20 protein-coding genes are annotated in these 24,220 nt (G+C 68.3%); 12 read left to right on the plus strand and 8 right to left on the minus strand.

The window, feature by feature from the left end; translation table 11 throughout:
- Window positions 1–22: 22 nt before the first annotated feature.
- The 5 genes from ACOGI4_RS00895 (at window position 23) to ACOGI4_RS00915 (ending at window position 6,730) form a co-directional block, all read left to right on the plus strand.
- Window positions 23–1,261: an acyl-CoA dehydrogenase family protein gene (locus ACOGI4_RS00895; protein ID WP_419842077.1), complete on the plus strand. Its 1,239-nt coding sequence runs from the start codon at window positions 23–25 to the stop codon at window positions 1,259–1,261.
- Window positions 1,262–1,468: 207 nt separating this feature from the next.
- Entirely contained in the window at window positions 1,469–2,524 is a 1,056-nt protein-coding gene (locus tag ACOGI4_RS00900; protein WP_419842078.1) for a BMP family ABC transporter substrate-binding protein, read from the plus strand.
- Window positions 2,525–2,615: 91 nt separating this feature from the next.
- Complete coding sequence (locus tag ACOGI4_RS00905; RefSeq protein WP_419842079.1) at window positions 2,616–5,417, plus strand: ATP-binding cassette domain-containing protein; 2,802 nt, start codon at window positions 2,616–2,618, stop codon at window positions 5,415–5,417.
- On the plus strand, window positions 5,410–6,366 hold the full coding sequence (locus ACOGI4_RS00910; protein ID WP_419842080.1) for an ABC transporter permease: 957 nt from the start codon (window positions 5,410–5,412) through the stop codon (window positions 6,364–6,366). Before ACOGI4_RS00905 ends, ACOGI4_RS00910 begins: the two co-directional genes overlap by 8 nt.
- A gap of 37 nt (window positions 6,367–6,403) precedes the next feature.
- Complete coding sequence (locus ACOGI4_RS00915) at window positions 6,404–6,730, plus strand: DUF3467 domain-containing protein (RefSeq protein ID WP_419842081.1); 327 nt, start codon at window positions 6,404–6,406, stop codon at window positions 6,728–6,730.
- 6 nt (window positions 6,731–6,736) lie between these two features.
- On the opposite strand, the gene ACOGI4_RS00920 is transcribed toward ACOGI4_RS00915, so the two are convergent.
- The 4 genes from ACOGI4_RS00920 to ACOGI4_RS00935 all read right to left on the minus strand — a co-directional run bounded on the left by ACOGI4_RS00920 (window position 6,737) and on the right by ACOGI4_RS00935 (window position 8,998).
- The gene (locus ACOGI4_RS00920) at window positions 6,737–6,934 is read right to left on the minus strand and encodes a cold-shock protein (RefSeq protein WP_419842082.1); all 198 of its coding nucleotides are present in this window, start codon (window positions 6,932–6,934) and stop codon (window positions 6,737–6,739) included.
- Between the two features lie 82 nt (window positions 6,935–7,016).
- Window positions 7,017–8,018, minus strand: a complete 1,002-nt coding sequence (locus tag ACOGI4_RS00925) for an alpha/beta fold hydrolase (RefSeq protein ID WP_419842083.1) — start codon at window positions 8,016–8,018, stop codon at window positions 7,017–7,019.
- An 11-nt stretch (window positions 8,019–8,029) separates the two neighbouring features.
- Entirely contained in the window at window positions 8,030–8,410 is a 381-nt protein-coding gene (locus ACOGI4_RS00930) for a hypothetical protein (protein ID WP_419842084.1), read from the minus strand.
- An 18-nt stretch (window positions 8,411–8,428) separates the two neighbouring features.
- Complete coding sequence (locus ACOGI4_RS00935; protein ID WP_419842085.1) at window positions 8,429–8,998, minus strand: hypothetical protein; 570 nt, start codon at window positions 8,996–8,998, stop codon at window positions 8,429–8,431.
- Window positions 8,999–9,148: 150 nt separating this feature from the next.
- Here ACOGI4_RS00935 and ACOGI4_RS00940 point away from each other — a divergent pair, with 150 nt between their 5' ends.
- The gene (locus ACOGI4_RS00940; RefSeq protein ID WP_419842086.1) at window positions 9,149–9,652 is read left to right on the plus strand and encodes a globin; all 504 of its coding nucleotides are present in this window, start codon (window positions 9,149–9,151) and stop codon (window positions 9,650–9,652) included.
- A gap of 29 nt (window positions 9,653–9,681) precedes the next feature.
- Window positions 9,682–10,557, plus strand: coding sequence for an SCO6745 family protein (locus ACOGI4_RS00945; protein WP_419842087.1), 876 nt, complete (start codon window positions 9,682–9,684; stop codon window positions 10,555–10,557).
- A gap of 136 nt (window positions 10,558–10,693) precedes the next feature.
- Here ACOGI4_RS00945 and ACOGI4_RS00950 read toward each other — a convergent pair whose 3' ends face one another.
- The 3 genes from ACOGI4_RS00950 to ACOGI4_RS00960 all read right to left on the minus strand — a co-directional run bounded on the left by ACOGI4_RS00950 (window position 10,694) and on the right by ACOGI4_RS00960 (window position 14,628).
- Window positions 10,694–12,499 carry a fibronectin type III domain-containing protein gene (locus tag ACOGI4_RS00950; protein ID WP_419842088.1) on the minus strand — a complete coding sequence of 602 codons (1,806 nt, stop codon included), beginning with the start codon at window positions 12,497–12,499 and terminating at the stop codon, window positions 10,694–10,696.
- 141 nt (window positions 12,500–12,640) lie between these two features.
- Window positions 12,641–13,375, minus strand: coding sequence for an EthD domain-containing protein (locus tag ACOGI4_RS00955; RefSeq protein ID WP_419842089.1), 735 nt, complete (start codon window positions 13,373–13,375; stop codon window positions 12,641–12,643).
- Window positions 13,376–13,440: 65 nt separating this feature from the next.
- Entirely contained in the window at window positions 13,441–14,628 is a 1,188-nt protein-coding gene (locus tag ACOGI4_RS00960) for a fibronectin type III domain-containing protein (RefSeq protein WP_419842090.1), read from the minus strand.
- A gap of 1,272 nt (window positions 14,629–15,900) precedes the next feature.
- Between ACOGI4_RS00960 and ACOGI4_RS00965 the strand changes: the two genes are divergently transcribed.
- Both ACOGI4_RS00965 and ACOGI4_RS00970 read left to right on the plus strand, forming a co-directional pair.
- Window positions 15,901–17,112, plus strand: coding sequence for an AAA family ATPase (locus tag ACOGI4_RS00965; protein WP_419842091.1), 1,212 nt, complete (start codon window positions 15,901–15,903; stop codon window positions 17,110–17,112).
- Window positions 17,109–20,543, plus strand: coding sequence for a pyruvate carboxylase (locus ACOGI4_RS00970; protein WP_419842092.1), 3,435 nt, complete (start codon window positions 17,109–17,111; stop codon window positions 20,541–20,543). The genes ACOGI4_RS00965 and ACOGI4_RS00970 overlap by 4 nt, the downstream gene beginning before the upstream one ends.
- Before the next feature lie 75 nt (window positions 20,544–20,618).
- Here the strand turns inward: ACOGI4_RS00970 and ACOGI4_RS00975 are convergent, their stop codons facing one another.
- Complete coding sequence (locus tag ACOGI4_RS00975) at window positions 20,619–21,827, minus strand: acyl-CoA dehydrogenase family protein (protein ID WP_419842093.1); 1,209 nt, start codon at window positions 21,825–21,827, stop codon at window positions 20,619–20,621.
- 102 nt (window positions 21,828–21,929) lie between these two features.
- On the opposite strand from ACOGI4_RS00975, the gene ACOGI4_RS00980 reads away from it, so the two are divergent.
- The 3 genes from ACOGI4_RS00980 (at window position 21,930) to ACOGI4_RS00990 (ending at window position 24,171) form a co-directional block, all read left to right on the plus strand.
- Entirely contained in the window at window positions 21,930–22,682 is a 753-nt protein-coding gene (locus ACOGI4_RS00980; RefSeq protein WP_419842094.1) for a fasciclin domain-containing protein, read from the plus strand.
- A 159-nt stretch (window positions 22,683–22,841) separates the two neighbouring features.
- Window positions 22,842–23,396 (plus strand): RNA polymerase sigma factor, encoded by a 555-nt coding sequence (locus tag ACOGI4_RS00985; RefSeq protein WP_419842095.1) that lies wholly within the window; start codon window positions 22,842–22,844, stop codon window positions 23,394–23,396.
- Window positions 23,389–24,171 (plus strand): anti-sigma factor, encoded by a 783-nt coding sequence (locus ACOGI4_RS00990; RefSeq protein ID WP_419842096.1) that lies wholly within the window; start codon window positions 23,389–23,391, stop codon window positions 24,169–24,171. The genes ACOGI4_RS00985 and ACOGI4_RS00990 overlap by 8 nt, the downstream gene beginning before the upstream one ends.
- Window positions 24,172–24,220 lie beyond the last annotated feature (49 nt).

Genomic DNA, 24,220 nt, shown 5'->3' on the forward strand with positions numbered 1-24,220 from the left:
GCCTGAAGCGAGCAGGGCGAACGTGAGTCTCACAGAGACCAGCGACTGCGGCGGCGCTGCAGTAGTCAACCACTTCGCGCCGGCGCCGACCGCCGGACTGCGGATCGCGCCGCTGCTCGACGCCATCGAAGCGCAGGCGGCAACAGCCGACCGGACCCGTTCGGTCTCAGCGGAGGTCATCGAGGCCATCCGCGGCACGGACTTCATGCGCATGTCCGCCACCCGCAACATCGGCGGCGTGGAGGAGTCCATGGTGCACATGGGCCGCGAGCTCGAAGCGGTCGCGGCCCGCTGCCCGAGCTTGGCATGGTGCCTGTGGAACCACCTGTGCGTGTTCCATTTGTTCGTCGGGTCGCTCGGGCCCGAACAGCAGGGCCTGCTCACCCGCATCGTGACCAACGGCGAGTGGGTCTCGTTTCCCGGCGGTGCCCGCAGCTCGGTCTACGGTCGCATCAGCGGAGGCCAGGCCATCCTGAACGGCACCGGCCGCTGGGGCACCGGCGCTCGATACGCCGACTACTGCGGGGTGGCGTTCGCCGTCACGGGCGACGACGGCAAGCCGCTGCGGCCGCTGGACCTTCGCTTCACCATCGTCCCCGCCGCAGCCGAGGGCATCAAGATCGACCCGTCGTGGGACGGCGCCGGGCTGCGGGCCTCAGCAACCGACGATGTCCACTACACCGAGGTTGCTGTCGATCTGGACGACTGCGTGGCCTGGTTCGGCGCCAACCGCGCCGAGTCGCTGCGCACCGTCCCGGTGGTGCATCACCGCTACCGCGAGGACTGGGTGGGCATCTCGGATCTCTGGCTCGCGTACATGGCAGTAGGCCTCGTGCGCCGGGCGCTCGCCGAGGCTGCTGATGCGGCCGGAGGCCGGCGGGTGGTCATCGGCGGTGCCATGGTCGAGCGGCCCACCGTGCAGGTCAACTTCGGCAGGGCCGCATCGCTGCTGGCAGCCGCTGCTGCGGCAACCGAAGCTGCCTGCTGCGATGTCGACCGTCGCATCGCCGCCGGCATCGTCCCCGACGAAGCCGACTACCTGCGCCAGATGGCCGTGACGACGATGGCGGTGGAACAGCTCGACGAGGCCATGTCGCTGCTGCATCGCACCCAAGGCGGCACAGCGTTGCGCGAGGGCGGCGCGTTCGAACGCCGCTATCGGGACTTCAGGGCGATGCCAGTACACATCAACGTGCATCAAGACCGGATCGCCCACCAGCTGGGCCGACACCTGCTCGGCCTCGAACCCAACCCGTTCTGACCAGCCTCCTGCTGGCCCGACCTGTGCCGGGCCGACCTTGCTGACCCAGCGCTGCTCGACTGCGGCAAGCTGCGGCCAGCAAGCGCGACAATAGGCTACGGCTGCGCCGTCCAGACCTGCCGTACAGGCATCGGCGAGGAGGGAATCTTGCGCCGAAGAACCTTGCACCGACAAATTCCGGCTCGATTGGCTTGTGCAGTGGCCTGCGTGGCGTTGCTCGCAGCAGCGTGCGGCAGCGACGCCGACAGCAGCGACTCGGGGGACATCACGGCCGCATTCGTGCTGGTGGGGCCGATCGGCAGCGCCGGCTGGAACTGGGCGCACGACCAAGGCCGCCAGTATGCGGAAGCGCAGACGGGCGCCACGACGCTCGTCGTGGAGAGCATTCCGGAAAACGCCGAGGACGTCAAGGCCGTCGCGATCGACTTCATCGAGAACGAGAACGCCGACATCATCTTCGGCACCTCGTTCGGCTACATGGACCCGATGCTCGAGCTCGCCGACGAGTATCCCGACATCGTGTTCGAGCACGCTTCGGGCTACAAGATGAACGACACCAACTTCGGCAACTTCTTCGGGCGCATGTACCAGCCCCGCTACCTGTCGGGCATGGCTGCCGGGGCGATGAGCGAGAGCGGACGCATTGGCTACGTGGCCGCCTTCCCGATTCCGGAAGTGATCCGCGGCATCAACGCCTTCACCCTCGGCGTGCGCGAGACCAATCCGACCGCTCAAGTCCACGTCAACTGGACGTCAACCTGGTTCGACCCGGCCGTGGAAGGCGACACCGCGCGGGCCCTGCTCGAAGCCGGCGCCGACGTGATCACGATGCACCAGGACTCCCCGGCCGCAGGCGTGGCTGCTCAAGACGCCGGAGCGCGCTGGGTCGCCTACAACTCCGACATGCGCGAATTCGCGCCGGATGCGTTCATCACCGCGCCGGTGTGGAACTGGGGGCCGCGCTACGCCGAGACCATCCAGGCGGTGGCCGCAGGCACCTACGAACCTGGCTCGTACTGGGGCGGCATGGCCGACGGCATCGTGGCTTTGGCGCCGCTGGCCGACGACGTGCCGAGCGACGTGGCCGAGCGGATCGACGACGTGGCCGAGCGGATCCGCGCAGGCGACTGGGACGTGTTCACCGGCGAGATCCGCGATCAGGCCGGAACCGTGCGAGTGGCCGACGGCGAGACCATGGACGACGCCTCGATGCTCGCCATGAGCTGGTTCGTCGAAGGCGTGGTGGGCGACGCTGCACCCTGAGCCCGACTCGTCCGGCGAGCCGGCGCCGTCATCGGGGCCGCCTGATCTGACAGCAGCGAACGCGCCGGCCGGTCACGGTCCGCCGTACGCGGTGGAACTCCGCGGGATTCGCAAGGAGTTCGCCGGAGTCGTCGCCTGCGACGGGGCCGACTTGTCGGTGCGCTCCGGCGCCGTCCACGCGCTGCTGGGAGAGAACGGCGCCGGCAAGACGTCGCTCGTCAACGTACTGGGAGGCGTGTACCTGCCCGACGGCGGCGAGATCTGGGTGCGCGGCGTCCGCCAGCAGTTTCGCTCGCCTGCTGATGCGATCGCCGCCGGCATCGGCATGGTCCATCAGGAGTTCCGCTTGGTTCCCCGGCTGACGGTCGCGGAGAACGTCGTGCTCGGTGCCGCGCCACGCAGCATGAGCATCCGCATCGCAGCCGAGCAAGTTGCGCGCCTCGCCGACGCTTACTCGCTTGATGTCGAACCCACGCGCCCCGTGTGGCAGCTCTCCGTCGGCGAGCGCCAACGGGTGGAGATCCTGAAGGCGCTGTGGCGCGATGCCGAGGTGCTGGTGCTGGACGAACCCACTGCGGTGCTCACGCCTGGCGAGGCGGCCGAGTTGGGCATCACGCTGCGCTCCATGGCCGATCGAGGCCGGTCGGTCGTCTACATCAGCCACAAGCTGGACGAGGTGCTCACCGTGTGCGACGAGGCCACCGTGCTGCGCAGCGGCGTCACCGTTGCCCGTCACGCCAGCCTCCGCGGCGTCCAGCGATCAATGCTGGCCCACAGCATGGTCGGCGACGCAGACGCGGCGAGTGCCAGGGTGCAGCGGCGCATACAGCGTGCGCTGGGCGACCCTGTGCTGGACGATGTCGTGCTGGGGCTGAGAGGCGTCGGCGCGCTGAGCGACCAAGGCGTGCCCGCATTGCGCGCCATCGACCTCGAGGTACGCGCCGGCGAGATCGTGGGCGTGGCGGGCGTGTCCGGCAACGGTCAGAGCGAGCTGGCAGAGGTCATCGCCGGGCTGCGTCCGGTCACCGCGGGGACCGTGCGGCTGCTGGGTGCCGACGTCGGCCGCACTTCGCCGCGAGCGCGTTCGCGCTGCGGGCTGGCGTACGTGCCAGAGGACCGCCTCGGTGTCGGCCTCGCCCCGCACATGTCGGTAGTGGACAACACCGTAGTCCGCTCGTACCGGTCCATGCGCCGCGGCATCATGCTGGACCGGAGGCGATGCGAGGAGTTCTGCGCCGGCCTCGTCGATCGGTACGGCGTGCGGGCGGGACACCTGCACGCCGATGTCGGCGTGTTGTCCGGCGGCAACCTCCAGCGACTCCTGCTCGGGCGCGAGCTGGCCGGCGATCCCAAGGTGCTGGTGGCCGCTCAGCCCACTCGCGGCCTCGACGTGGCCGGCATCGCTGCGATACAGGAGCAGCTGCTCACTCAGCGCAGCGCCGGAGTGGGAGTGCTGCTGATCTGCGAAGATCTCGACGAGCTGCTCGCACTGTCCGATCGCCTGGTCGTGATGTACGAGGGACGCATCATCGCGCGCGTCGACCCACGCACCACGACGCGTGTCGAGGTCGGCGCCGCAATGGCAGGCGGCGCGGCGGCGCGTGATCGGCGCGAGGATTGCGGCGCGCGACGCGTCGGGCATCGCAGCAGCCGCGAGCCGCGCACCGCTGGACAGGCCGGCTCGTCGCCGCGCACCGTGTCACGCAGCGACGCTCGTCGCCGCGCCAGCCTGATTCGACCGATGCTGCAGCGACGCGCCCGCGTGCTGCCGGCTGCTCAAGCATGCGCGTTCGCGATCGGCATCGCCGCGGCCCTCGTCGCCGGCGCGCTGTTGCTGCTGGCCGCCGGCAACGACCCCGCTCAGGTGTACGACCGCATGTTCGATGCGTCGCTGGGCGGCATCGACTCCGTCTCGCGCACCTTGGTGCGAGCCACACCGCTCGCCATCGCCGGCCTCGCGGTCGCCACAGCCGGCTCGATGGGACTGTGGAATATCGGCGCCGAAGGCCAGATGACCGCCGGCGCTACGTTCGCCGCAGGTCTGGCCATGACCGCCGGCGATCTGCCGGGCCCGTTGCTGATCCTGGCCATGATCGGCGCGGGCGCGGTGGGCGGCGTCGTGCTGATGGCCGGGCCCGCACTGGCTCGGGCGTACTTGGGCGTCAGCGAGATCATCACGACGCTGATGCTCGTCGAAGTCTCGATCCGGTTGGTCGAGTGGCTCCAGACCGGACCGTGGAAGGACCCCGCTTCGCAGGGCTTCGCGCTGATCGAGCCGCTGCCCGAGCAAGCCTCGCTGCCCACGATGTTCGGCCGCGCGCACATCGGTGCCGTGATCGCAGTCGGCTTGCTGGTGACGTCCTGGCTGGCGGTGTCGAGAACCGCGTGGGGCTACGAACTGCGCTTGGCGGGCGCCTCGCCGGCGACAGCCAGGTATGCGGGCATCTCGATGCAGCGAAAGGTGCTCGCCGTGCTGGTGCTCTCGGGTGCCGTGGCAGGACTCGCCGGAGCTGTCGAACTCACCGGAACGGCGACGCGGCTCGATCCCGGCTTAGCCAACGGCTACGGATTCGCCGGCATCATCGTGGCGGCGCTTGCGCTCATGCGACCGTCGGGCGTCGCTGCAGTGGCCTTCGTGTTCGGCGCCGTCCAGGTGGGCGGCCAGTCCATCCAGACGCTCGGCGTCACCAGCTCTGTCGCCACCATGTTGCAAGCGATGATCCTGATCGGCGCACTCGTGGCAGCCGTGCTGCTCAACTATCGCGTCCGCTGGGTGCGCCCTGTCGGTCATGGCGCCGATGCCGACTCGCCGCTGCCAGCGGAGGCATCACGCAGCGACGCCGGTTCGAGCAGTTCGCCAAGCTCGGCGGCACCGAGGGCACCGGGTGACTGAATCGGCCGTCGTCGGGTTGCTCGTGGCGACCGTGCAGTTCGCCACGCTGGTCTACCTGGCCGGCCTTGGCGAGCTCATAGCCGAGCGCTCAGGCGTGCTGAACCTCGGTGTCGAGGGAATGATGGCCATGGGCGCCGTTTCGGGATTCATGGCGGCAGTGGCCACCGGCCGGCCCTGGATCGGCTTCGCTGTCGCTGCACTCGTCGGCACGGCGGTCGCAGGCGTACACGCTGTGGTGAGCGTGGCGCTGGGTGCCGGCCAAGTGGTGTCCGGCTTGGCGATCACCATCGGCGGCCTCGGGTTCGCAGCATTCATCGGTCAAGACGCCGTCCGCCAGCGTGCGGACGCGGTGTTCACCGATCTGGGCATCGCCGTCCTCGCTGACATCCGCTGGGCTGGTCCCATCCTGTTCGACCAGCCTCCCGTGGTGTACCTCACGGGAATCCTGGGCGTCGCCGTGTGGTTCTTCCTGCATCGCACGAGCATGGGCCTCGCTTTGCGAGCGGTGGGGGAATCCGCGGCGACAACAGACTCGGTCGGTCACTCGGTGATCGGCCTGCGCTGCGGCGCGGTGCTGGTCGGCGGCGCATTCGCCGGGGCCGCGGGCGCCTTCTTGTCGCTCTACATGGCCGCCGGCTGGAACGAAGGGCTGATCGCCGGCCGCGGCTGGATCGCTGTGGCGCTGGTCATCTTCGGCGCCTGGCGGCCGGGACGACTGGCCGGCGGCTCGTTGCTGTTCGGCTTCACGCTGGCCTTGCAGCCCCGAGTGCAGACCTTCGACGTGTCAGTCTTCGGGTTGGAGGTCAGCACGATCTCGCCAGCGTTGCTCGGCATGCTGCCGTTCCTGCTGACTGTAGTGGTGCTCGTCGCCATCAGCGTGCGAGCCCGGCACCGGCCCAGTCCGGCACCCGCCGCGCTGACCCTGCCATTCCGCCGCGAGGAACGCTGAGCGCGCGGCGACGCAATCGCTGGGTAGCGTCCGGTGCGTGAGTGACGGCAACGACCATGAAGCTCTGCCAGACGGCACGGAACTGCAGATTCGCATGCCGCCAGAACTCGAAGCCGGCGTGTGGTCCAACTTCGCAGTGGTGCGGCACTCGCCGTATGAGTTCGCCGTCGACTTCGTGCGACTGGACTTCAGCGATCAGCAGTCGACGCGACGAGGCGTCGTCGTGCAGCGCGTCAACATGTCGCCCCAGTTCGTGGAGCAGCTGATCAACGCCCTCAGCGAGAACATGTCCAAGTTCGCGTCGAATCTGGCACCGTCCAGCCTCGAGTCCTTGGAGGACTCGGGCGGCGGTGCCGAGACGTGAGCGCCCTCAGACGGGCTTGACGTTCTGAGCTTCGTCGCCCTTGCGACCGGGACCGATGTCGAACTCGACCAACTGTCCTGCCTCCAGCGTCCGGCGATGCTCACCGACGATGTTGGAGAAGTGGACGAATACGTCATCGGCGCCTTCGCGTGAGATGAAGCCGAAGCCCTTCTCGTCGTTGAAGAACTTGACTGTTCCGCGCATGTCTTGCCTCTCGCATACGGGCCTGTCCGGCCACGGGCCGCAATGCTACGGCGGGATGTCGCCGTTCAGGCTCGAACGCTGATCAGACTCGCCTTCGGGCGCCGGGCACGAATTCGTCCAAGAACGTGAGCGTCGCCTCGACGAAGACGTCGTTGCGGTCGCCGGCGACCATGTGCGCGGCACCCCCCACGTTGGCGTAGCGCGCGTGCGGCACGGTCTCCAGGAACGACTGGGCGCCCTGCTCTGACAGCACGTCGCTGAGACCGCCCCGGACCAGCAGCGTCGGTAGCGTCAGGTTCTCCGAGGCGGTCTGCTGGCGACCGATGCGTTCGGCAATGCTGCGCGGACGGTGCATGAAGGCCGGATCCCAGTGCCAGCGGTAGCGGCCGTCGGGCCAGAGGCGGACGTTCTTGGCCAGCCCGTCCAAGCTGCGTGGCCGCCGGCGGTGCGGCTGGTAGTTCGCAATGGCTTCGGCCACCTCTTCGAGCGAGGCGAAGCCGTCGGCGCCTTGCGCCATGAAGTCGCGGATCTTGCGCACACCAGCCGCCTCGATCCGCGGCGCGGTGTCCACCAGCACCAGTGCGAGCGCGTCCACAGCGCCCTCGCCCACCGCGGTCAGCGACGTTCCCCCGCCCATGGATGCGCCCACCAGTACCGGCCGCTCGCCGAAGTGCGCCACCACGGCCACGAGGTCGGCCACGAACGCTTCGGTCGTGTAGTCGCCGTCGGGCGCCCAGTCCGAATCGCCATGCCCGCGGGCGTCGAGGCTCACCGCCCGGTAGCCGCCGTCGGCGAGGGCTTGCCCTGCTCCCTTCCAGGCGTGCCGGGTCTGACCCCCGCCGTGCTGCAGCAGCACGAGCGGGCCGCTGTCGCCGTAGACGTCGGCGGCGACCGTCACTCCGGCCGCTGCTTCGATCATCAGGTCGGGGGCGAAGCTGTCGGTGATGCGCTCGCCGTGCTCGGAGGGATGCGAGTAGACATCGGCGCCCGCCGGCTCCGACGGCACGAAATCCGGCTCGTCGGCATCGGCTGCGTCCACCAGCGGCCTGTTGTGCGAACCGGCACCCGCCGATGGCTGCGTCATCTCCTAGCTGCTCAGGCGGTCCGGGCGCGGCCGTCAGCCTTGGCGGCAGCTTGATCGCGGCGACGAGCCTCCCCCGCGGCGGCCAGCGCTGCACGGTTCGCGTCGTCGACGCGCATGAAGTGGTCGCGCCAGCCGTCGTTGTTGTCGGCATCCCAGATGTAGGGCGTCTGCACGGTCGTGCGCGCCGTCCATGCGTGTTCGGCCAGCGCGAGCGCTGTGCCCACGATGTCACGCTGCATCGCTGTGTCGCCCGGCTTGCCGGTGGGGTTGCCGAGCGGGAAGTCGGTGAACACGAACCGGGCGACACCGCACTCCTCGACGATGTCACGAGCGCTGCCGACGACCACCGTCGGAATGCCGGCGCCTTCGAGGTGGCGTGCGACCAGACTCACGGTCTGGTGGCAGACGGGTCACAGCGGCACCAGCAGCGCCACGTCGACGCCGTCTTCGCGCATCCATGCTTCGATGCGCGGGGCGTCGTTGCGCTGCGTGCGGCGGTGGCTGTAGTCGGTGGGGACGCCATAGAAGCGCTCCGACATCGCTCCGATGCGTCCTTCGGCGGCGAACTCGCGCAGCCGGTTGACGGGCAGGTAGCTGTCGAGGTCTTCGGTGTGGGTGTTGTCCTTGTCCCAGAACAAGTCGTTGTTGTACAGGCCGCCCAAGGCGTCGTCGCAGCGTGCGGCATAGGGCTGCTTGGGCCGCACCGGCGGAACCCCGGCCGGTTCGTTGCCGGCGCGGAAGAACGACGTCGTCACCAAGCCGACGGTGCTGCGCGACAGCGACGTTCGCAGCGGCGCGAACGGCACCTCTTGGTGGTAGGACCACTGGTACGGCTGCGGATAGCCCTGCGCTGCGTAGTACTCGCGCGATTTGTCGATGTAGCTGAGGTAGGAGCGGTGCGCTCGACGCTGTTGGGGCCGCTTGCCGTTGGCCGCCCGCCGGTCGGTCGTCGTTTCGGTTTTCGCTGTCGCTGTCGCCATGGTGCCCCTCATGCTCAATGCGGGGTCGCGCGACACCCCGCTCCTGGGCGCCGACCCATGGGGCGGGCGCGCCATGACTGTACGCGCCGGCGCCGGCCGCCCGCCGGAGATTGCTGGGCTCATGCATCTCATACACATAGCCTGAGGCCGATGGCCGACGCTGCGACTGCTGCGCAGAGCGAACCGGCACCGACTGGGGAGGCGACCCAGTGGGGTGCCGGCGGGCTGACGCTGAGCGGTGCTCTGGCCGAGCAGGTGGCGCAGCCGCCGACGGTGTACGCGGCGGTCGGCGGGCAGCGATTCTTCGACGACTTGGTGGACCGCTTCTACGACGCTGTCGAGCACGACGAGCTGCTGCGCCCCATGTACCCGACCGATTTGGGGCCCTCGCGTCACCGGCTGGCGGGCTTCCTGGCCCAGTACTGGGGCGGGCCCGCCGAATACAGCGCCGAGCGCGGCCATCCGCGGCTGCGGATGCGCCATGTTCCTTTCGCCATCGGCCGAGCCGAGCGTGACGCTTGGATGACCCACATGTCCGCGTCGCTCGACGCGGCCCGGATGCCCGACGGGTCGGCACTCACCGAGGACCTGACGGCAGCGATGTTCGCCCATTTCGACAACGCCGCCACCCATCTGGTCAATCGACCCGGCTGACCCGAGACCGAGCGGCGACCTAGGCGACCATGCCAGCAGCACGCCAGATGTGGGAGTGCGTGGAGCGCTACCACCAGCTCTGCTACTGGGCGCCCGAGGTGCGTGAGACCGGCACCGCAGCGGGCCTCAAGGGCTTCTGGATGAACTACTTCGCGACGCGGGCGGCACCGCTGGGGGCCGTGCCGGCGACGGTGGTGGAATCGCTGTTCTTCTACTACGCGCCTGTCCGGGTGCGCAGAGCGATTCCGGACGCTTGGGCGCTGGCCGCTCCCGGCACCGTGCTGGCGGCCCGCTACGAGGCCATGGACCGGGCGCTTCGCCGCGAACTCGGCGACCTCGTCGGCAGCGATGCTGTGGCCCGTAGCGCCGAGATAGTCCGAGCGGCATGCGAGGCCGCCGACCCGACGGGACGCGTGCTGTTCGCCGGGTGGCTAGCGCTGGAGTGGCCTGACGGTCCGCATCTGGCGCTGTGGCACGGCTGCACGCTGCTGCGCGAGTACCGCAGCGGATGCCATCTCGTTGCGCTCGCGGCTGCCGGTCTGGACGGCTGCGAATCGGTGGTGTCGCAGGTGGCAGTCGACGAAGCGCCCCGCGAGTGGATCGGCAAAGAGGCCGGCTGGTCTGAAGCCGAAGCCGATGCAGCCATCGAGCGCCTCCGTCAGCGCGGCTGGCTCGATGCTGACGGCCGGGCCACTGAGAGTGGCTTCGCCGGCCGCGCGCAGATCGAATCCGTCACCGATCGGCTGGACAGCACACACTGGGCCGCCATCGGAGACGAGGCCGCCGGAGCGCTGCTCGCCGACATGGCACCCATCAACGCTCTGTTGCCCAAAGACGACCAACTCGACTGGCGAGACCTCTACCCACCCAACACGACGACGAGCATGCCGCCGCGCGTGAACTGAGAGCTAGATGGTTGGTCGCTCACCATCGTGAAGCTCACCTTGGCGCGCCTCGCCCGCCAGCTCACGGCTGTCTCATTGGCGCAGGCTACCGATGCTTGGAGGTCACGGCGAAGTCTTGGCATGACCCGTCGGACGGTTATCCAGGGTAGTCGAAGTCCTTGTATGCCCTAGGCCACGAGTCCAACACATTCTGGCATCGCCTGTTGAAGGCTTCCAGTTGGACGAAGTACGCGCCGCTGCCTACCAAGCCAGTGAATGTCACGCTTCTCGTCGAAGAGCCGCTGACCGTCTTATGCTGTGTGACGAAATCAGTATCATAGCTGACAAGTCTTATGCGATAAGAGTCGATCTCGCCACACCCGACAATGGACGCCGCGGTCCAGGTCACCGTCACCGAGTCACCCTTCAACGAGACACTCACCACTGGATTCGTCACCGCGCCAGGCGTCGGCGGCTCGGTCGTGGTGGTCGTCGTAGTGGTAGTAGTGGTAGGCGGCGGCGTGGTGGTCGTGGTGGTCGTCGTAGTAGTGGTGGTAGTCGTAGGCGGCGGCGTGGTGGTGGTGGTGGTCGTCGTAGTGGTGGTGGCCGTCGGATCGACCACGCCGAACTGGAGATTCCTGCTCAGGCGCCTGCCGCACGCACCCGTCGCCACAATATAGGCCATGTGCTCTTGCCCCGGCACCAATCCGGGCACCACCAACGTCCTCGTCCCGTCGGTGAAGGTCCGACGCACCGCAACGAAGCTGGTGTCCCCAAAGCCGTACACACTGACGTAGTAGGAGACGATCTCGCAGTCCGGGATCACGGCGTCGGTCCATGTCACGGTGGCTGTGGTGCCGTCGAGTTTGACGGTGATGACCGGCTTGGCGGCCACAGTCGGCTTCGCCGTCGTCGTGGTAGTGGTGGTGCTGGTCGTAGTGGTTGTGGTGGTGGTGCTGGTCGTTGTGGTGCTGGTCGTCGTCGTGGTCGGTGTGCTGCTGGTGGTGGGGGTGTCTTGTTGTTGTTCTGTGCGGTCGTTGTCGCGGATGGTGCCGGTGGCCTCGGTCTTGCGGCGATGCCCCCCGGCGAACCGCACTCTTTGATCCGCGGTGTCGAGATTGTTCACCCGCAACAGCACCGTCTCGTCCGGCTCGGCACGCGTGTCGCCGACCACCTCCACGGTCACCGCCTGGGTCAACGCGTCGCCGGCGGCGCCCGCCTCGAACACCAGCACCTTGCCCAGGAACCTCCCGAAGTCGCGTCCCGGCCCGCGTGACGCGGCGGCGGCGCCGGTGCGGCCCCGCAGCGCCGAGGCCTTCAAGCGCACCTCATGGGACGGCGACGCGGACAGCGACACCGCGAACTCCATCTCCGCAGTCCCCGAGTCGCCCTCCGCCACGCTCACGTCCGCCACAGACACCACCACACCGGTGTCGTCGGCGCTGTCGTCGTTCACGATCGTGCCCGTCGCCTCCGTCTTCCTCGCGTGACCGCCGGCGAACCCCACACGCGAATCGCCGGTCACCAGATTGTTCACCCGCAAAATGAACGTCTCATCAGGCTCCACCACATGATCCCCCAACACCCGCACCGCCACCGTCTGAGACAACCCAGCCCCCGACGCGCCCGCAGCGAACACCAGCCTGCGGCCGGTGAACCCCACATAATCGCGGCCCGCACCGGCGTCACGCGACGCCGTGCCCGACGCGCCAGGCACCGCCGACGCCGTCACACGAACCTCATGGGTCGGCGACGCCGACAACGACACCGTGAACGCCAACAGCCGCTCACCCACACCCCCCTCCGCCACACTCGCATCCCCCACCGACACCAGCACCGACCCCGACTGCGCCGAACCCGCCGACCCCCACAGGACCACCAACGAACCCGCCAACACCACCGCCGACAAACCCGCCCACACACCACGGCCCCCCAAACGGACCGCAACACCCGAACCAGACATCAGGCTCTGACCCCCCCCCGCGACAACCCGCAGGAGACGATCGACAACAAGACACACACAACATACCACACCACACACGCACGCCACCACACCCACCACTCGAACAATCGGCTGCGACCGCCGACCGGCGGAACCTACTATCTAGCCGGGGATGCCGATCATTTGGGTGGTGGATTGCAGGTTCACGAGGCGGTCGAGATCGACGTACTCGCTGAAGCCGTCCTCGGTGATCGTGGCCCGATAGTCGTCCCAGCCTGCCGCTGCACGGAAGTACAGCTCGGCCATGCCGAGGTACGCCTCGGCAGCAGGACGCTGGCTGTGGCTGACCACGTAGCGCAAGCCGCCGATCTCCCCCATGACACTCCGCACGTTGGGCACATGCACTTCCAGCCAGTGCCGGAAGGCGGCATCGTGGTCTGCCCCGGCGCGGGCTGGGACCAAGAACGTCACCTTGAACAAGCCGGATCGCGTCGTCGGGAACGGCTCGTTCAGTGTGTTCGGCGCCACGGGCAGCTCGCCGTCGACCACCACGTACTCCGTGGTCGCCCACCCCACGTACGGTTCGGCCTTCTGCTGGAACGTGTCGGCAGGAACGGTGCCGTGCGGCTCAGGCGGGTTCGGGACGGCCCGATCGAACCACAGCTGTGCCATGCCGTCCCACGGCACGTCGCGGCCCGGCCGCTGATCGAACAGCGTCGCGAGGTACTTCGTGGCGTGAACTCTGCCCTCAGCGGCAGCGCGCTCCTGGCCGGCGATGACGCCGGGCATGTGGTTCTTGAACCAGTTGGCGACCAGCTCGTCGCGTGTGGCCTCGGGCCGGCGCCTGATGAGGTAGATCATCTTGGCCCCGGCTGTTGCCGTGATGTCGCTTGTCATCGGTGCCTCCTCGACCGCTGCGGCAGGCCGGTATCGCCCGCCGAGCACCTCACGCGAACGTACACCTACGGGGCTTGCGTCCACCAGGCGACGCGGCGGATCGGTGACCAGCGGTTGCAGGTCTCGGAGTACGCCACGACACTGACGCGCAGCCGGTAACCGGCGCCCGCTGCGTGGCCGGTGAGCGCGACAGTGCGAGTCAGCGTCGGGCTGCCCGACTCGAAGCTGCCCGCCCCGACGCGTTCGCCGCTGGTCACGTTGAACACCTCATAGGCGTAACGGATGCTCCTCACCCAATGCGGCACACCCGGATTGGTGTACGCGCAACGCGTGTCACGCTGCACGTCGGGTATCGCGGCGGGTTTCGACCAAGTCACGGTCACCCGGCCTGGCTTGGCGGTGTCGATCTTCAGTCCTTGCACGGGCATTGGGCTCATCAGGGGGCGCTTAGGCGGCTCGGGCGGCCTGCCTGCTGCGGTGACGGTGAAGGTGCGCGTGCTCGGCGGGGAGAAGCTCCAGCACACCGCGCTGTACGCCAACACCTCCACCGAGTACTCGACGCCCGGGGCGAGGCCGGTCACCAGCCAGCTGGTGACACCGGACAGCACCAGCGACTCTGCCACTACACGCCCTCCGCCCGAGCCACCGTCACGGGGGTGTTCGCGGATACGAACCAGATAGCCCGACGCCGCGCAGTCGCCGCCGCCCGGCGCTGTCCATGACACCAGCACTGCGCCGCCGCCCGACTCGGTAAGCACACCCGACGGCGACCACGGCCTCCCAGACGCCGGCACAGAGCCACCCTGCGATCCCGAACCGCCCGAACCTGAACCAGCGCCGCCGCCCGAACCCCCGCCTCCGGAGCCGCCGCCCGAACCGATGCCGCGCGGCGGCGCCGTCGTGCTGGTCGTCGCAGCAGTCGTCGTGGTCGGCGGCGTCGTAGTCGTCGTCGTAGTAGTCGGCGGCGTCGTAGTAGTCGTCGTGGTGGTGGTCGTCGTCGGCGGCGTGGTCGTCGTGGTAGTGGTCGTCGTCGGCGGCGTGGTCGTCGTGGTCGTCGTCGTGGTTGTCGTGGTGGTCGTAGTCGTCGTCGTGGTCGTCGTCGTGGTCGTCGTGGTGGTCGTAGTCGTAGTTGTCGTCGTGGTGGCTGGAGTGGTGGTAGTCGTTCCTGCATTTGCTCCATCGTCGTCTACGACGAACAGTCGAATAACGCCGGAACTGGAGCTCGAGCCTGAGCCGGATGTCGCTTGCAGCACGATACTTTCCCGTTTGGGTTCCTGCCTCGTGTCGCCCAGCACGCTGAACACGAACGTACCCGCCGTCGAACCTCCAGGCACCATGAACGTGCGCCCATTCGGCCAACAGATGTCCGCCGTAGCAGGATCGGGATGATCACACGACCGGGATGGCAGTTCGTTGAGGTTCCAGGTAACTTTACGGCTGCTTGCGCCCGATTGCGGCGAAGCAATCTGCACACTTTGACCTTCCTCCGGCGCATTAGACGGCAACGTCACCGACACCGTCACATCCGTCCGCCCCGAATTGCCCTCTGGCACCTCCGCGGGAACAGCCGACATCACAATCGTGTTGGCAGAAGTCTGGGCCGTAGCATCGAAGATCGCTGTCGACGTGCTCCCGCCCGACGCATTCACCGCCCGAATCTTCACATGCTGGGTACCACTCGCCGGAAACGAGAACGAAGTAGTATCGGCATCGGAACCAGCCATAGGCGTCCAAGACGTTGACGCGATCACTCCGAACACGCTGGTGCCCGCTACATACTCATACCCCGTGATCGACGGGTCCTCGGGATCATCCCAAAACAGCCCCACTCCGCCCACAACACCATAGACAACTAACCCCGTCGGTTTCGCAGGCGCCGAACCCTGACCAGACACACCGCTCGGCACCAGCACCACCGCCGACAGCGCCAACACCACCGCCACCAACCCCCACAACACGCCATCGCACCCGGCACTGCCGGCAGCGGGACGCCCCGCACGCCACCGCTCAACTAAGCAACAACTCCCCCCCCCCCCCGCAGACGGCTCACCAAACGCAGAACGCCATCACGACCCGACATCGACACAGCTCCCACTCCGCAGATACCGCCCCGCGGCATGTTCCCTTCGGCGGTTTCCCATCGGCGGCCACACTAGCACCGTTCGCAGGAGCCACGTGAGCCCGCCGGCGCAGCCGAAGGCGCCCGACACCCCACGCCCATACACGCCACAGCACACGTCCCTGAGCTGGCCCCCAATGCGCGCAACGACGCCACTCTGTCGCGAGGTGTCAAGCAGCGAACCTGCCCGAGCGCAGCTCTGCTGCCAGCTAGCGTACCGGCAGCGCCGAGCCCCATGGACCCGAGCCCTGCGCGGCCGTGGGCTGCTCTCTCACCGCACCAACGATACGGCGCGACCCGTGCTCCGCTGAGCGGCTGTCCTCACGCGTTCGGTTGCATTTATAAGATTCTGCGGCGTTTATATGAGATTTCGTTATAGACGCCGCAGATTGCTATATTTCAGCCCATGGACCCGGTGCGCAACCCCTACAGCCCAGGCGCAGGCACCCCTCCACCGGCGCTCGTCGGTCGCGACGCGCATCTCGACACGTTCGATGTCGCGGTCCAGCGACTGGCCATCGGACGGTCCGCCAAGAGCTTGATGCTCACAGGGTTGCGGGGTGTCGGCAAGACCGTGCTACTGCGCGAGTTCGGTCGTACAGCGGAGTCCCATGGATGGACGCATGTGCGGACTGAGGCCACCGAACAGCAGCACTTCGTTGAGTCCATGGCCACACTCGTCCGCACAGCGCTGCTTCGACTGTCGGCTGCCCGGCGAGCCGCGAAGCGTGCACGGCGCGCCTTGGGCATCTTGCGTTCGTTTCGAGCACGATGGAACCTGCCCGGCGGCGGCGAATTCTCACTCGGTTTCGATCCAGTTCCAGGCGTCGCAGACTCGGGCGCGCTCGACGAGGATCTGGCGGGACTGTTCAGCGCTGTCGGTGATCTGGCACGGGCACAAGGCACCGGCGTCTTGTTCACCGTCGACGAGGTGCAGTACCTCAGCCTGGACGAACTCGCAGCGCTCATCGTCGGCCTTCACCGCATCAGCCAAGACCAGCTGCCGTTCATGGTGGCCGGCGCTGGGCTGCCGTCCCTGCCGTCGCTGGCCGGAGAAGCACGGTCATACGCCGAACGTCTCTTCTCGTTTCCGATCATCGACAGCCTGCCCGCAGCGGAAGCCAGTCGAGCGTTGAGTGCGCCTGCTGCAGAGGAAGAAGTCCATTGGCAGCCCGATGCGCTCGAGCGCATCGTCGAACTCACCGACGGCTACCCGTATTTCCTGCAAGAGTTCGGCAAGCAGGCCTGGGATGTCGCAACCGGTTCCGAGCACATCACGCTTGCCGACGTCGAAGCTGCTGTCCCGCTGGCCCTTGACGAGTTGGACAGCGGTTTCTTCCGCGCTCGCATCGGGCGCACCACCGACGCCGAACGCGCCTATCTCGCCGCGATGGCCTCGCTGGGGCCGGGCCCGTACGAATCGGGCCGGGTCGCGGCAGCGAGAGGAAAGACCACGAGCCAAGTCGGCCCGGTCAGGGACGCACTGATCAAGCGAGGCCTGTGCTACGCCCCTCGACACGGCATCATCGACTTCACGGTGCCGATGTTCGACCAGTTCATACGGCGCCATCCGGACATGCATGGCGTAGACCCATCGGCATCGGAACGGGGGGTGTGATGAACAAGCTGCTGGTGGCGAACCGGGGGGAGATCGCCATCCGTGCGTTTCGCGCGGCGACGCAGCTCGGCATCCGCACCGTCGCGATCCTGCCGGTCGAGGAGGAGCGCAGCGGCGCCTTGCATCGCATCAAGGCGGACGAGGCCTACGTCATCGGCACCGAGGGCCGACCGGTGCGGGCCTACCTCGATCACGAGGCCATCGTGGCCAAGGCCGTCGAGGTGGGCGCGGATGCCGTCTACCCGGGTTACGGCTTCCTCTCCGAGAGCCCGGACCTCGCGGACGCTTGCGCGGCGGCCGGGGTCACCTTCGTGGGACCCAGCGCTGAGGTCCTGCGGCTGACCGGCAACAAGATGCGGGCGCGCCGAGCAGCCCACCAAGCCGGCCTCCCCGTGCTGCGCCAGTCGGCACCTGTCAGCGAGTCGGGCAGCGATCTCGACAGCGCTGCGCTCGCCGCTGCGGCCGCCGAGATCGGCTACCCGCTGTTCGTCAAGGCGGCCTCGGGCGGCGGCGGCCGAGGCATGCGCCGCGTGGGACGGGCTGACGACCTCGCCGAAGCGGTGATGGCGGCGCAGCGCGAAGCGCACAGCGCCTTCGGCGACGGCACGGTCTTCCTGGAAGAGGCCATGAGCGGGGTGCGCCATATCGAAGCCCAAGTGCTGGCGGACGCTGCGGGGCAGGTGGTGCATCTGTTCGAGCGGGACTGCTCGGTGCAGCGGCGCTTCCAGAAGGTGGTCGAGATGGCGCCCGCCCGCGACCTCGACCCAGCAGTGCGACACCGGCTCCTCGCCGATGCCGTGCGCTTCGCCGAGACCATCGGCTACCTGAACGCCGGCACCGTGGAGTTCCTGGTGGATGCCAACGGGCGGCACGTGTTCATCGAGATGAACCCCCGCATCCAAGTGGAGCACACCGTCACCGAGGAGGTGACCGACGTCGACCTCGTGGAGTCGCAGCTGCGCATCGCTGCAGGCACCACGCTCGACGAGCTCGGACTGCGTCAGGAAGCCATCAGCCTGCGAGGTGTCGCCTTGCAGTGCCGGGTCACCGCGGAGAACCCCGCCAACGACTTCCGTCCCGACGCCGGCCGCATCGTGGCCTACCGGCCTGCCGGCGGCGCAGGCGTGCGGCTCGACGGCTGCGTGTACCAAGGGGTGGAAATCACCCCGCACTTCGACTCGATGATCGAGAAGATCACCTGCCGCGGGCCGGACTTCGAGACTGCGGTGCGGCGGATGCAGCGCACGCTCGCGGAGTACCGAGTCCGAGGCGTGTCGACCAATCAGCCGTATCTGCAAGCAATCCTCGCCGACGACGAGTTCCGCACCGGAACCGTCACCACCACCTTCATCGACGACCGACCCGAGCTGACCGCGGCATCGGTCGGGGCCGATCGGGCCACGCGCCTGCTGCGCTACTTGGCCGACGTGACCGTCCACCAGCCACACGGCCCCGCGCCCACCCGCGTCGACCCCGCCGCCAAGCTGATTGCGGCATCAGGCGTGCCGCCCGCCGGATCGCGCCAGCGTCTCGCCGACCTCGGACCCGAGCGGTTCGCTGCCGAACTGCGCGCAGCCGAAGCTGTAGCGGTCACCGATACGACGCTGCGTGACGCGCACCAGTCGATCCTGGCCACGCGCCTGCGCACCATCGACCTCGCCGCAGGCGCGCGCCAGGTGGCCCACAGCATGGCGCAGCTGTTCAGCCTGGAATGCTGGGGCGGCGCCACCTTCGACGTCGCGCTGCGCTTCTTGCACGAGGATCCTTGGGAGCGGCTGCGGCGCATCCGAGCCGCAGCCCCCAACATCTGCACGCAGATGCTGCTGCGGGGACGCAACACGGTGGGCTACTCGCCGTACCCCGACGTCGTGGCACACGAGTTCGTGGCCGAAGCCGCCGAATGCGGGATGGACATCTTCCGAGTGTTCGATGCGTTCAACGCCATCGACCAGATGCGGCCGGCGATCGACGCCGTGATCCATGCCGGCGCCGTGGCAGAGGGCACCATCTGCTATTCGGGCAACCTCTCGGACCCCAACGAGGACCTCTACACGCTCGACTACTACCTCCGCGTCGCTTCGCAGCTCGACAAGGCAGGCGTACACATCCTGTGCGTCAAGGACATGGCGGGGCTGCTTCGACCGGCCGCTGCGGCCACGCTCGTCACTGCGCTGCGCGAGCGATTCGCGCAGCCGGTACACCTGCACACCCACGACACCGGAGGCGGGCAGCTCGCCACGTACCTCGCCGCGGTGGACGCGGGCGTGGATGCCATCGACGGCGCAGCACCCCCGCTGTCGGGCATGACCTCGCAGCCCTCCATCGCCGCGATCGTGGCGATGACCGACGACACCGATCGAGCAACGGGCCTGAGCCTCGACGCCATCGGCGACATGGAGCCCTACTGGGAAGCGGTGCGCAGCGTGTACGCACCCTTCGAGGCGGGCCTGCCCTCCCCGACCGGCACGGTGTACCGCCACGAGATACCCGGGGGCCAGCTGTCGAACCTTCGTGCCCAGGCTCTGGCACTGGGCCTCGGCGACCGGTTCGAAGAGGTGGAACGGCTCTATGCCGCCTGCAACGAACTGCTCGGGCGGCCCATCAAGGTGACGCCGTCGTCCAAGGTCGTCGGCGATCTGGCCCTGCATCTGGTGGCTTCGGGCGTCACGCCCGAGGAGCTGGCGGCCGACCCCGCATCCGCCGACTTGCCCGACAGCGTCGTCGGCTTCCTGCACGGCGAACTCGGCACACCGCCGGGCGGCTTCGCGGAGCCGTTCCGAACCCGAGCGACTGCCGGACGCAGCTGGTCGCCCGCCGCGACATCGCTCACCGACGACGACGTGGCCGGCTTGGCGAACGACCGAGCCGCAACCCTGAATCGGCTGCTGTTCCCGAGGCCCGCGGCGGCGCAAGCCGACAGCGCCGACCGCTACGGCGACCTGTCCGTGCTGCCCTCGCTGCTGTTCTGGTACGGGCTGGATCCGCACGCCCCCGACACCGCCGTCGAGCTCGGCCCCGGCGTGCGGCTGCTGCTGGGCCTGCGGTCCATCGGCGAGCCCGACGACGAGGGCATGCGGCTGGTCGGCTTCCGGGTGAACGGCCAGCCCCGCGACATCGACACGCTGGATCGAACCGTGGCTGCCGACCGCCCCGAGCACGCCCGGGCCGACCCCGCCAACCCCGGCCACGTTGCGGCACCGTTCCGCGGTTCGGTCAACGTCTCGGTGTCCGAAGGCGACCGAGTCGGCACCGGCGACACGGTCGCGGTTATCGAGGCCATGAAGATGGAATCGTCGATCTCGGCGCCGGTCGCCGGCACGGTTGCGTCAATCGCTGCGGCACCGGGCGCACTGCTGGAGCCGGGCGATCTGATCCTCGAGATCAGGCCCGCCGGACGGTCCGCCAGCCCCGAGAGCGCCCCCGACACCTGACCCGGCCACTACGCCGTCGGCTCCGGCACGTCGGCCGCCGCAGCTCCTCAGTCGGAGGGTCGTGGGCCCAGTCGATCAGTCGAGCAGGGACCTGCTGATGACGACGTCTTGGATTTCGGTGGCTCCGTCGACGTAGTGCGTCAGCCGCGATGCAGCGAGGTGGCGCGGCAGCGGGTGGTCTCGTCGAGCGCCGACGGCACCCATGACCTGCATGCAGTCAGCGAGCCGCCGCTCGGCTGCACGGGTCGCGAATTTCTTGGCGTGGGCTGCGTCCACGCCCGCCGCGCGGCCCTCGGCAACAGCCATCGCCGCTCGATAGGTCAACAGACGAGCGGCCGCCAGATCGGTCGCCACGTCTGCGAGGCGGAATCGCACGCCCTGCAAGTCCGCGACGCGACCGCCGAACGCCTGACGCCGGCGCACGTAGTCGATCGCGGTGGCCAGTCCGGTGCGGATCATGCCGCAGCACATTGCTCCCACCAATACCCGCGCCAAGTCGATGCCCTCCATGGCCGCCGCGAACCCCTCGCCCGGCGGGGCCAGCACATCGGCCGCCGAGACCCGGCAGTCGTGCAGAGAGATGTCGTTGGTTCCCAATCCGTGCGCCCCGCACAGTTCGTAGCCCTCGGAGCGCTCGATGCCCGCAACCCCGCCGTCGACGAGGAAGGCAGCAATGCCGCGGTGTCCGGCGGCGGGATCGGTCTGCGCGTACACCGACAGCACGTCGGCAGCGATCCCGTTGGTGACCCACGCCTTCTGGCCGTCGAGCACCCATTGGTCGCCGTCTCGGAGCGCCGACGCGGTGATCTTGGCTGCGTCGCTGCCGATGCCGGGTTCGGTGAGCAAGAACGCGCCCAGACGTTCGCCTGACGCCAGCGGCCGCAGCACCCGATTCCGCAGGCCCGCAGTGGCGCGGCGGCTGACGGCGGCGGCCAGGTTGTTGTGGCACACGAGCACGAATGCCGTGGCGAAGTCCGCTGCCGCGATCTCTTCGAGCACCCGCGCCAGCCCGACCTCGCCGAGGCCGCAACCGCCGTCGGCCGCGGGCACCAGCAGCCCGCAGAGCTGCTCGGCCGCGGCACTCGCGAACGCCTCGGCAGCGAAACGACGGTCTCGTTCCCAGGTCTCCGCCCGCGGCGCCACGCAACTCCGAGCCCATCTCGCAGCACGGTCGATGACGGCCTGCTCGTTCGCACTGACCGCCGCGTCGGCCACCTGCGGCGTGAGCTCGGCCGCCAGTTCCGGCGTCGGCATCGAAGCGGGCGGTGTCAGGGGAATAGTCACGGCACCAGATCTTGGCCCATGTTCGTGCATCCAAACAGCGCCGTCGCTGCGTAGTGATCTTCGAGACCCCGACGACGAGGAGATTTCGCAATGAGGCTCACGATGAGGAACCCACTCTCACGGCTCTTGGCAGTGCTGGCGGCGGTTTCGCTGGTTGCCGCAGCCTGCGGCGACGACAACGACGGCGTCGAGACAGCCACCCCAGCCGCGCCTCCCGCCACAGCAGAGGTGATGCCTCCCACAACCGCCACAGCAGAGGAGATGCCTCCCACAACCGCCACAACAGAGGAGATGCCTCCCACAACCGCCACAGCAGAGGAGATGCCTCCCACAACCGCCACAACAGAGGAGATGCCTCCCACAACCGCCGCAGCAGAGGAGCCGTCCGTCGATCAACGTGAAGGCTCTCCCTCGTCCGACGAGATGCCCGGGACGATCGTTGAGGTCGCGGTGGCCTCCGGCCAGTTCCCCACCCTCGTCGCCGCGGTGCAAGCCGCCGGACTCGTCGACGCGCTCAACAGCTCCGGCCCCTTCACCGTGCTCGCACCCACCGAAGAAGCCTTCGCCGCAGCCCTCGCCGCCCTGGGCACCACACCCGAAGCGCTGCTCGCAGACACCGAACTGCTCACCGCAGTGCTCACCTACCACGTCCTGCCCCTCGAAGCACCAGCCGCAACCGTGGTCACCCTCGACGGCCAAACCGTCGACACCCTCCAAGGAGCACCGGTCACCATCACCGTCGACGGCGACGCCGTCATGATCAACGACGCCAACGTCCTCGCCACCGACATCGAAGCCTCCAACGGCATCATCCACGTCATCGACACCGTCCTGCTCCCACCCTCAGACGAGTAAGTCCTCACACAGCGTCGGCGGGCGGGCCGGCCCCCATCCCCATGGCCCGCCCGCCGATGCTTCTGCGCCGTGCTTCTTCAGAGCGGTGCTTTGGCGCTCCGTGTCCCCATGGCGATGCCGCTCTTCTGAGGGCTCAGCGTGCGTCGGTACGATCCCGCCGTGGATCGTTCTGCGAGCACACCGAGCACAGCAGTCGATGCTGTCGCCGACGCGTTCGCCTGCGGCCAGGAAGGCTCGCTGGCAGAGGTGTACCGCCACTACGGCGACCTCGTGTACACGTTCTGCTGTCGAACTCTCGAGGAGAGCCGCGCCGGCGACGTCACCCAAGAGGTGTTCATCAGCGCTTGGAAGCACCGGCAGCGGTTCGACCCCGCGAAGGGCACGCTGGCAGGATGGCTGATCGCCATCGCCAAGAACCGGATCATCGACAATGTCCGAGCCGAGAATCGCCACGCAGCGCGACGGTCTGACCAAGATCCGACTGATGTTCCCGCCGACTCCGCGATCGAGCGGATTGCGGAGCGGCTGCTCATCAGCGATGCACTGCGTCGCCTGCCTGAGCAATCCCGCCGGCTGGTCACGATGCACTACTTCGACGGCTTGACCCACCGTCAGATCGCAGAGCAGACATCGCTGCCGCTCGGCACCGTCAAGAGCACCCTGTTGCGGGCGCTGGTGACGATCCGATGCCAGCTGGAGCGCTCCGATGGCTGATCGACCGGACCGTCGGGACGCCGAGATGTCCGATACCGCTGACCTCGAGGCCACGTTGCGTGAGCTGGACGCAGACAGCTTGGAGCTATTGACGCCGCCGCCGGAAGTCTGGCAGGGCATCGAATCCACGCTGGCAGCCCAAGGCGAGCACGTCGGGACTGCGACTGACCGGAGCGGCATCGGCCACGAAGACGGCCGCGGTCCACTCAACAACCCAGACAGCGACTACCCAAACGGTCACAGCGACGACCCTGGCGCCGACCGTCGGGTCGTGCCACTCGACAGCCGCCGGCGGTGGAAGCGTGTGGTGTTGCCTGCGGCTGCGGCGGTGGCGCTCCTGGCCGTCGGTGTCACGTCCTATGTCGTGACGCGCGCGGATCCCGACCGCATCGTCGCCGGCACGACCTTGGCCTACGACGCCGCTGCGTTCGACCCGTTGGGCGCGCAGGCTCGTGCCGACGCGCAGCTTTTTGAGACCAACGGCCGCTACCGCGTCCTGCTCGTCAATGCCGTGCTGCCCGCAGCCGGCGTCGGCGCAGACCTTGAAGCGTGGCTGATCCAGCCCGACGGCGACGGCAACGTGGCCGATCTGGTGTCGCTGGGCCTCGTCGATGCCTCCGGTCAACGAAGTGACGGCGTGCTCCACAGCTTCGCAGTGCCCGCCGCGTACGACCCGGCCGTCTATTCCGTCGTGGACATCAGCGTCGAGGAACGCGACGGCAACCCCGCCCATTCGGGTCGCTCGATTCTGCGCGGCGTGCTCAAGGACGGCTGAGCGGCGCCGCTGCCCCCGTCAGCCGGGCTCGGCCGAATGTCCCGAGGGG

The organism is Candidatus Poriferisodalis sp. (assembly GCF_965205175.1).
Taxonomy (GTDB): domain Bacteria; phylum Actinomycetota; class Acidimicrobiia; order Acidimicrobiales; family Poriferisodalaceae; genus Poriferisodalis.

Excerpts from the sequence above, each read along its gene's own strand:
- ACOGI4_RS00955 (WP_419842089.1), bottom strand. The coding sequence starts at position 13,375 with ATGACAAGCGACATCACGGCAACAGCCGGGGCCAAGATGATCTACCTC.
- ACOGI4_RS00935 (WP_419842085.1), bottom strand. The coding sequence starts at position 8,998 with ATGGCGACAGCGACAGCGAAAACCGAAACGACGACCGACCGGCGGGCG.
- ACOGI4_RS00945 (WP_419842087.1), top strand. The coding sequence starts at position 9,682 with ATGCCAGCAGCACGCCAGATGTGGGAGTGCGTGGAGCGCTACCACCAG.
- ACOGI4_RS00990 (WP_419842096.1), top strand. The coding sequence starts at position 23,389 with ATGGCTGATCGACCGGACCGTCGGGACGCCGAGATGTCCGATACCGCT.
- ACOGI4_RS00920 (WP_419842082.1), bottom strand. The coding sequence starts at position 6,934 with ATGCGCGGAACAGTCAAGTTCTTCAACGACGAGAAGGGCTTCGGCTTC.
- ACOGI4_RS00950 (WP_419842088.1), bottom strand. The coding sequence starts at position 12,499 with ATGTCTGGTTCGGGTGTTGCGGTCCGTTTGGGGGGCCGTGGTGTGTGG.
- ACOGI4_RS00980 (WP_419842094.1), top strand. The coding sequence starts at position 21,930 with ATGAGGAACCCACTCTCACGGCTCTTGGCAGTGCTGGCGGCGGTTTCG.
- ACOGI4_RS00940 (WP_419842086.1), top strand. The coding sequence starts at position 9,149 with ATGGCCGACGCTGCGACTGCTGCGCAGAGCGAACCGGCACCGACTGGG.
- ACOGI4_RS00925 (WP_419842083.1), bottom strand. The coding sequence starts at position 8,018 with ATGACGCAGCCATCGGCGGGTGCCGGTTCGCACAACAGGCCGCTGGTG.
- ACOGI4_RS00965 (WP_419842091.1), top strand. The coding sequence starts at position 15,901 with ATGGACCCGGTGCGCAACCCCTACAGCCCAGGCGCAGGCACCCCTCCA.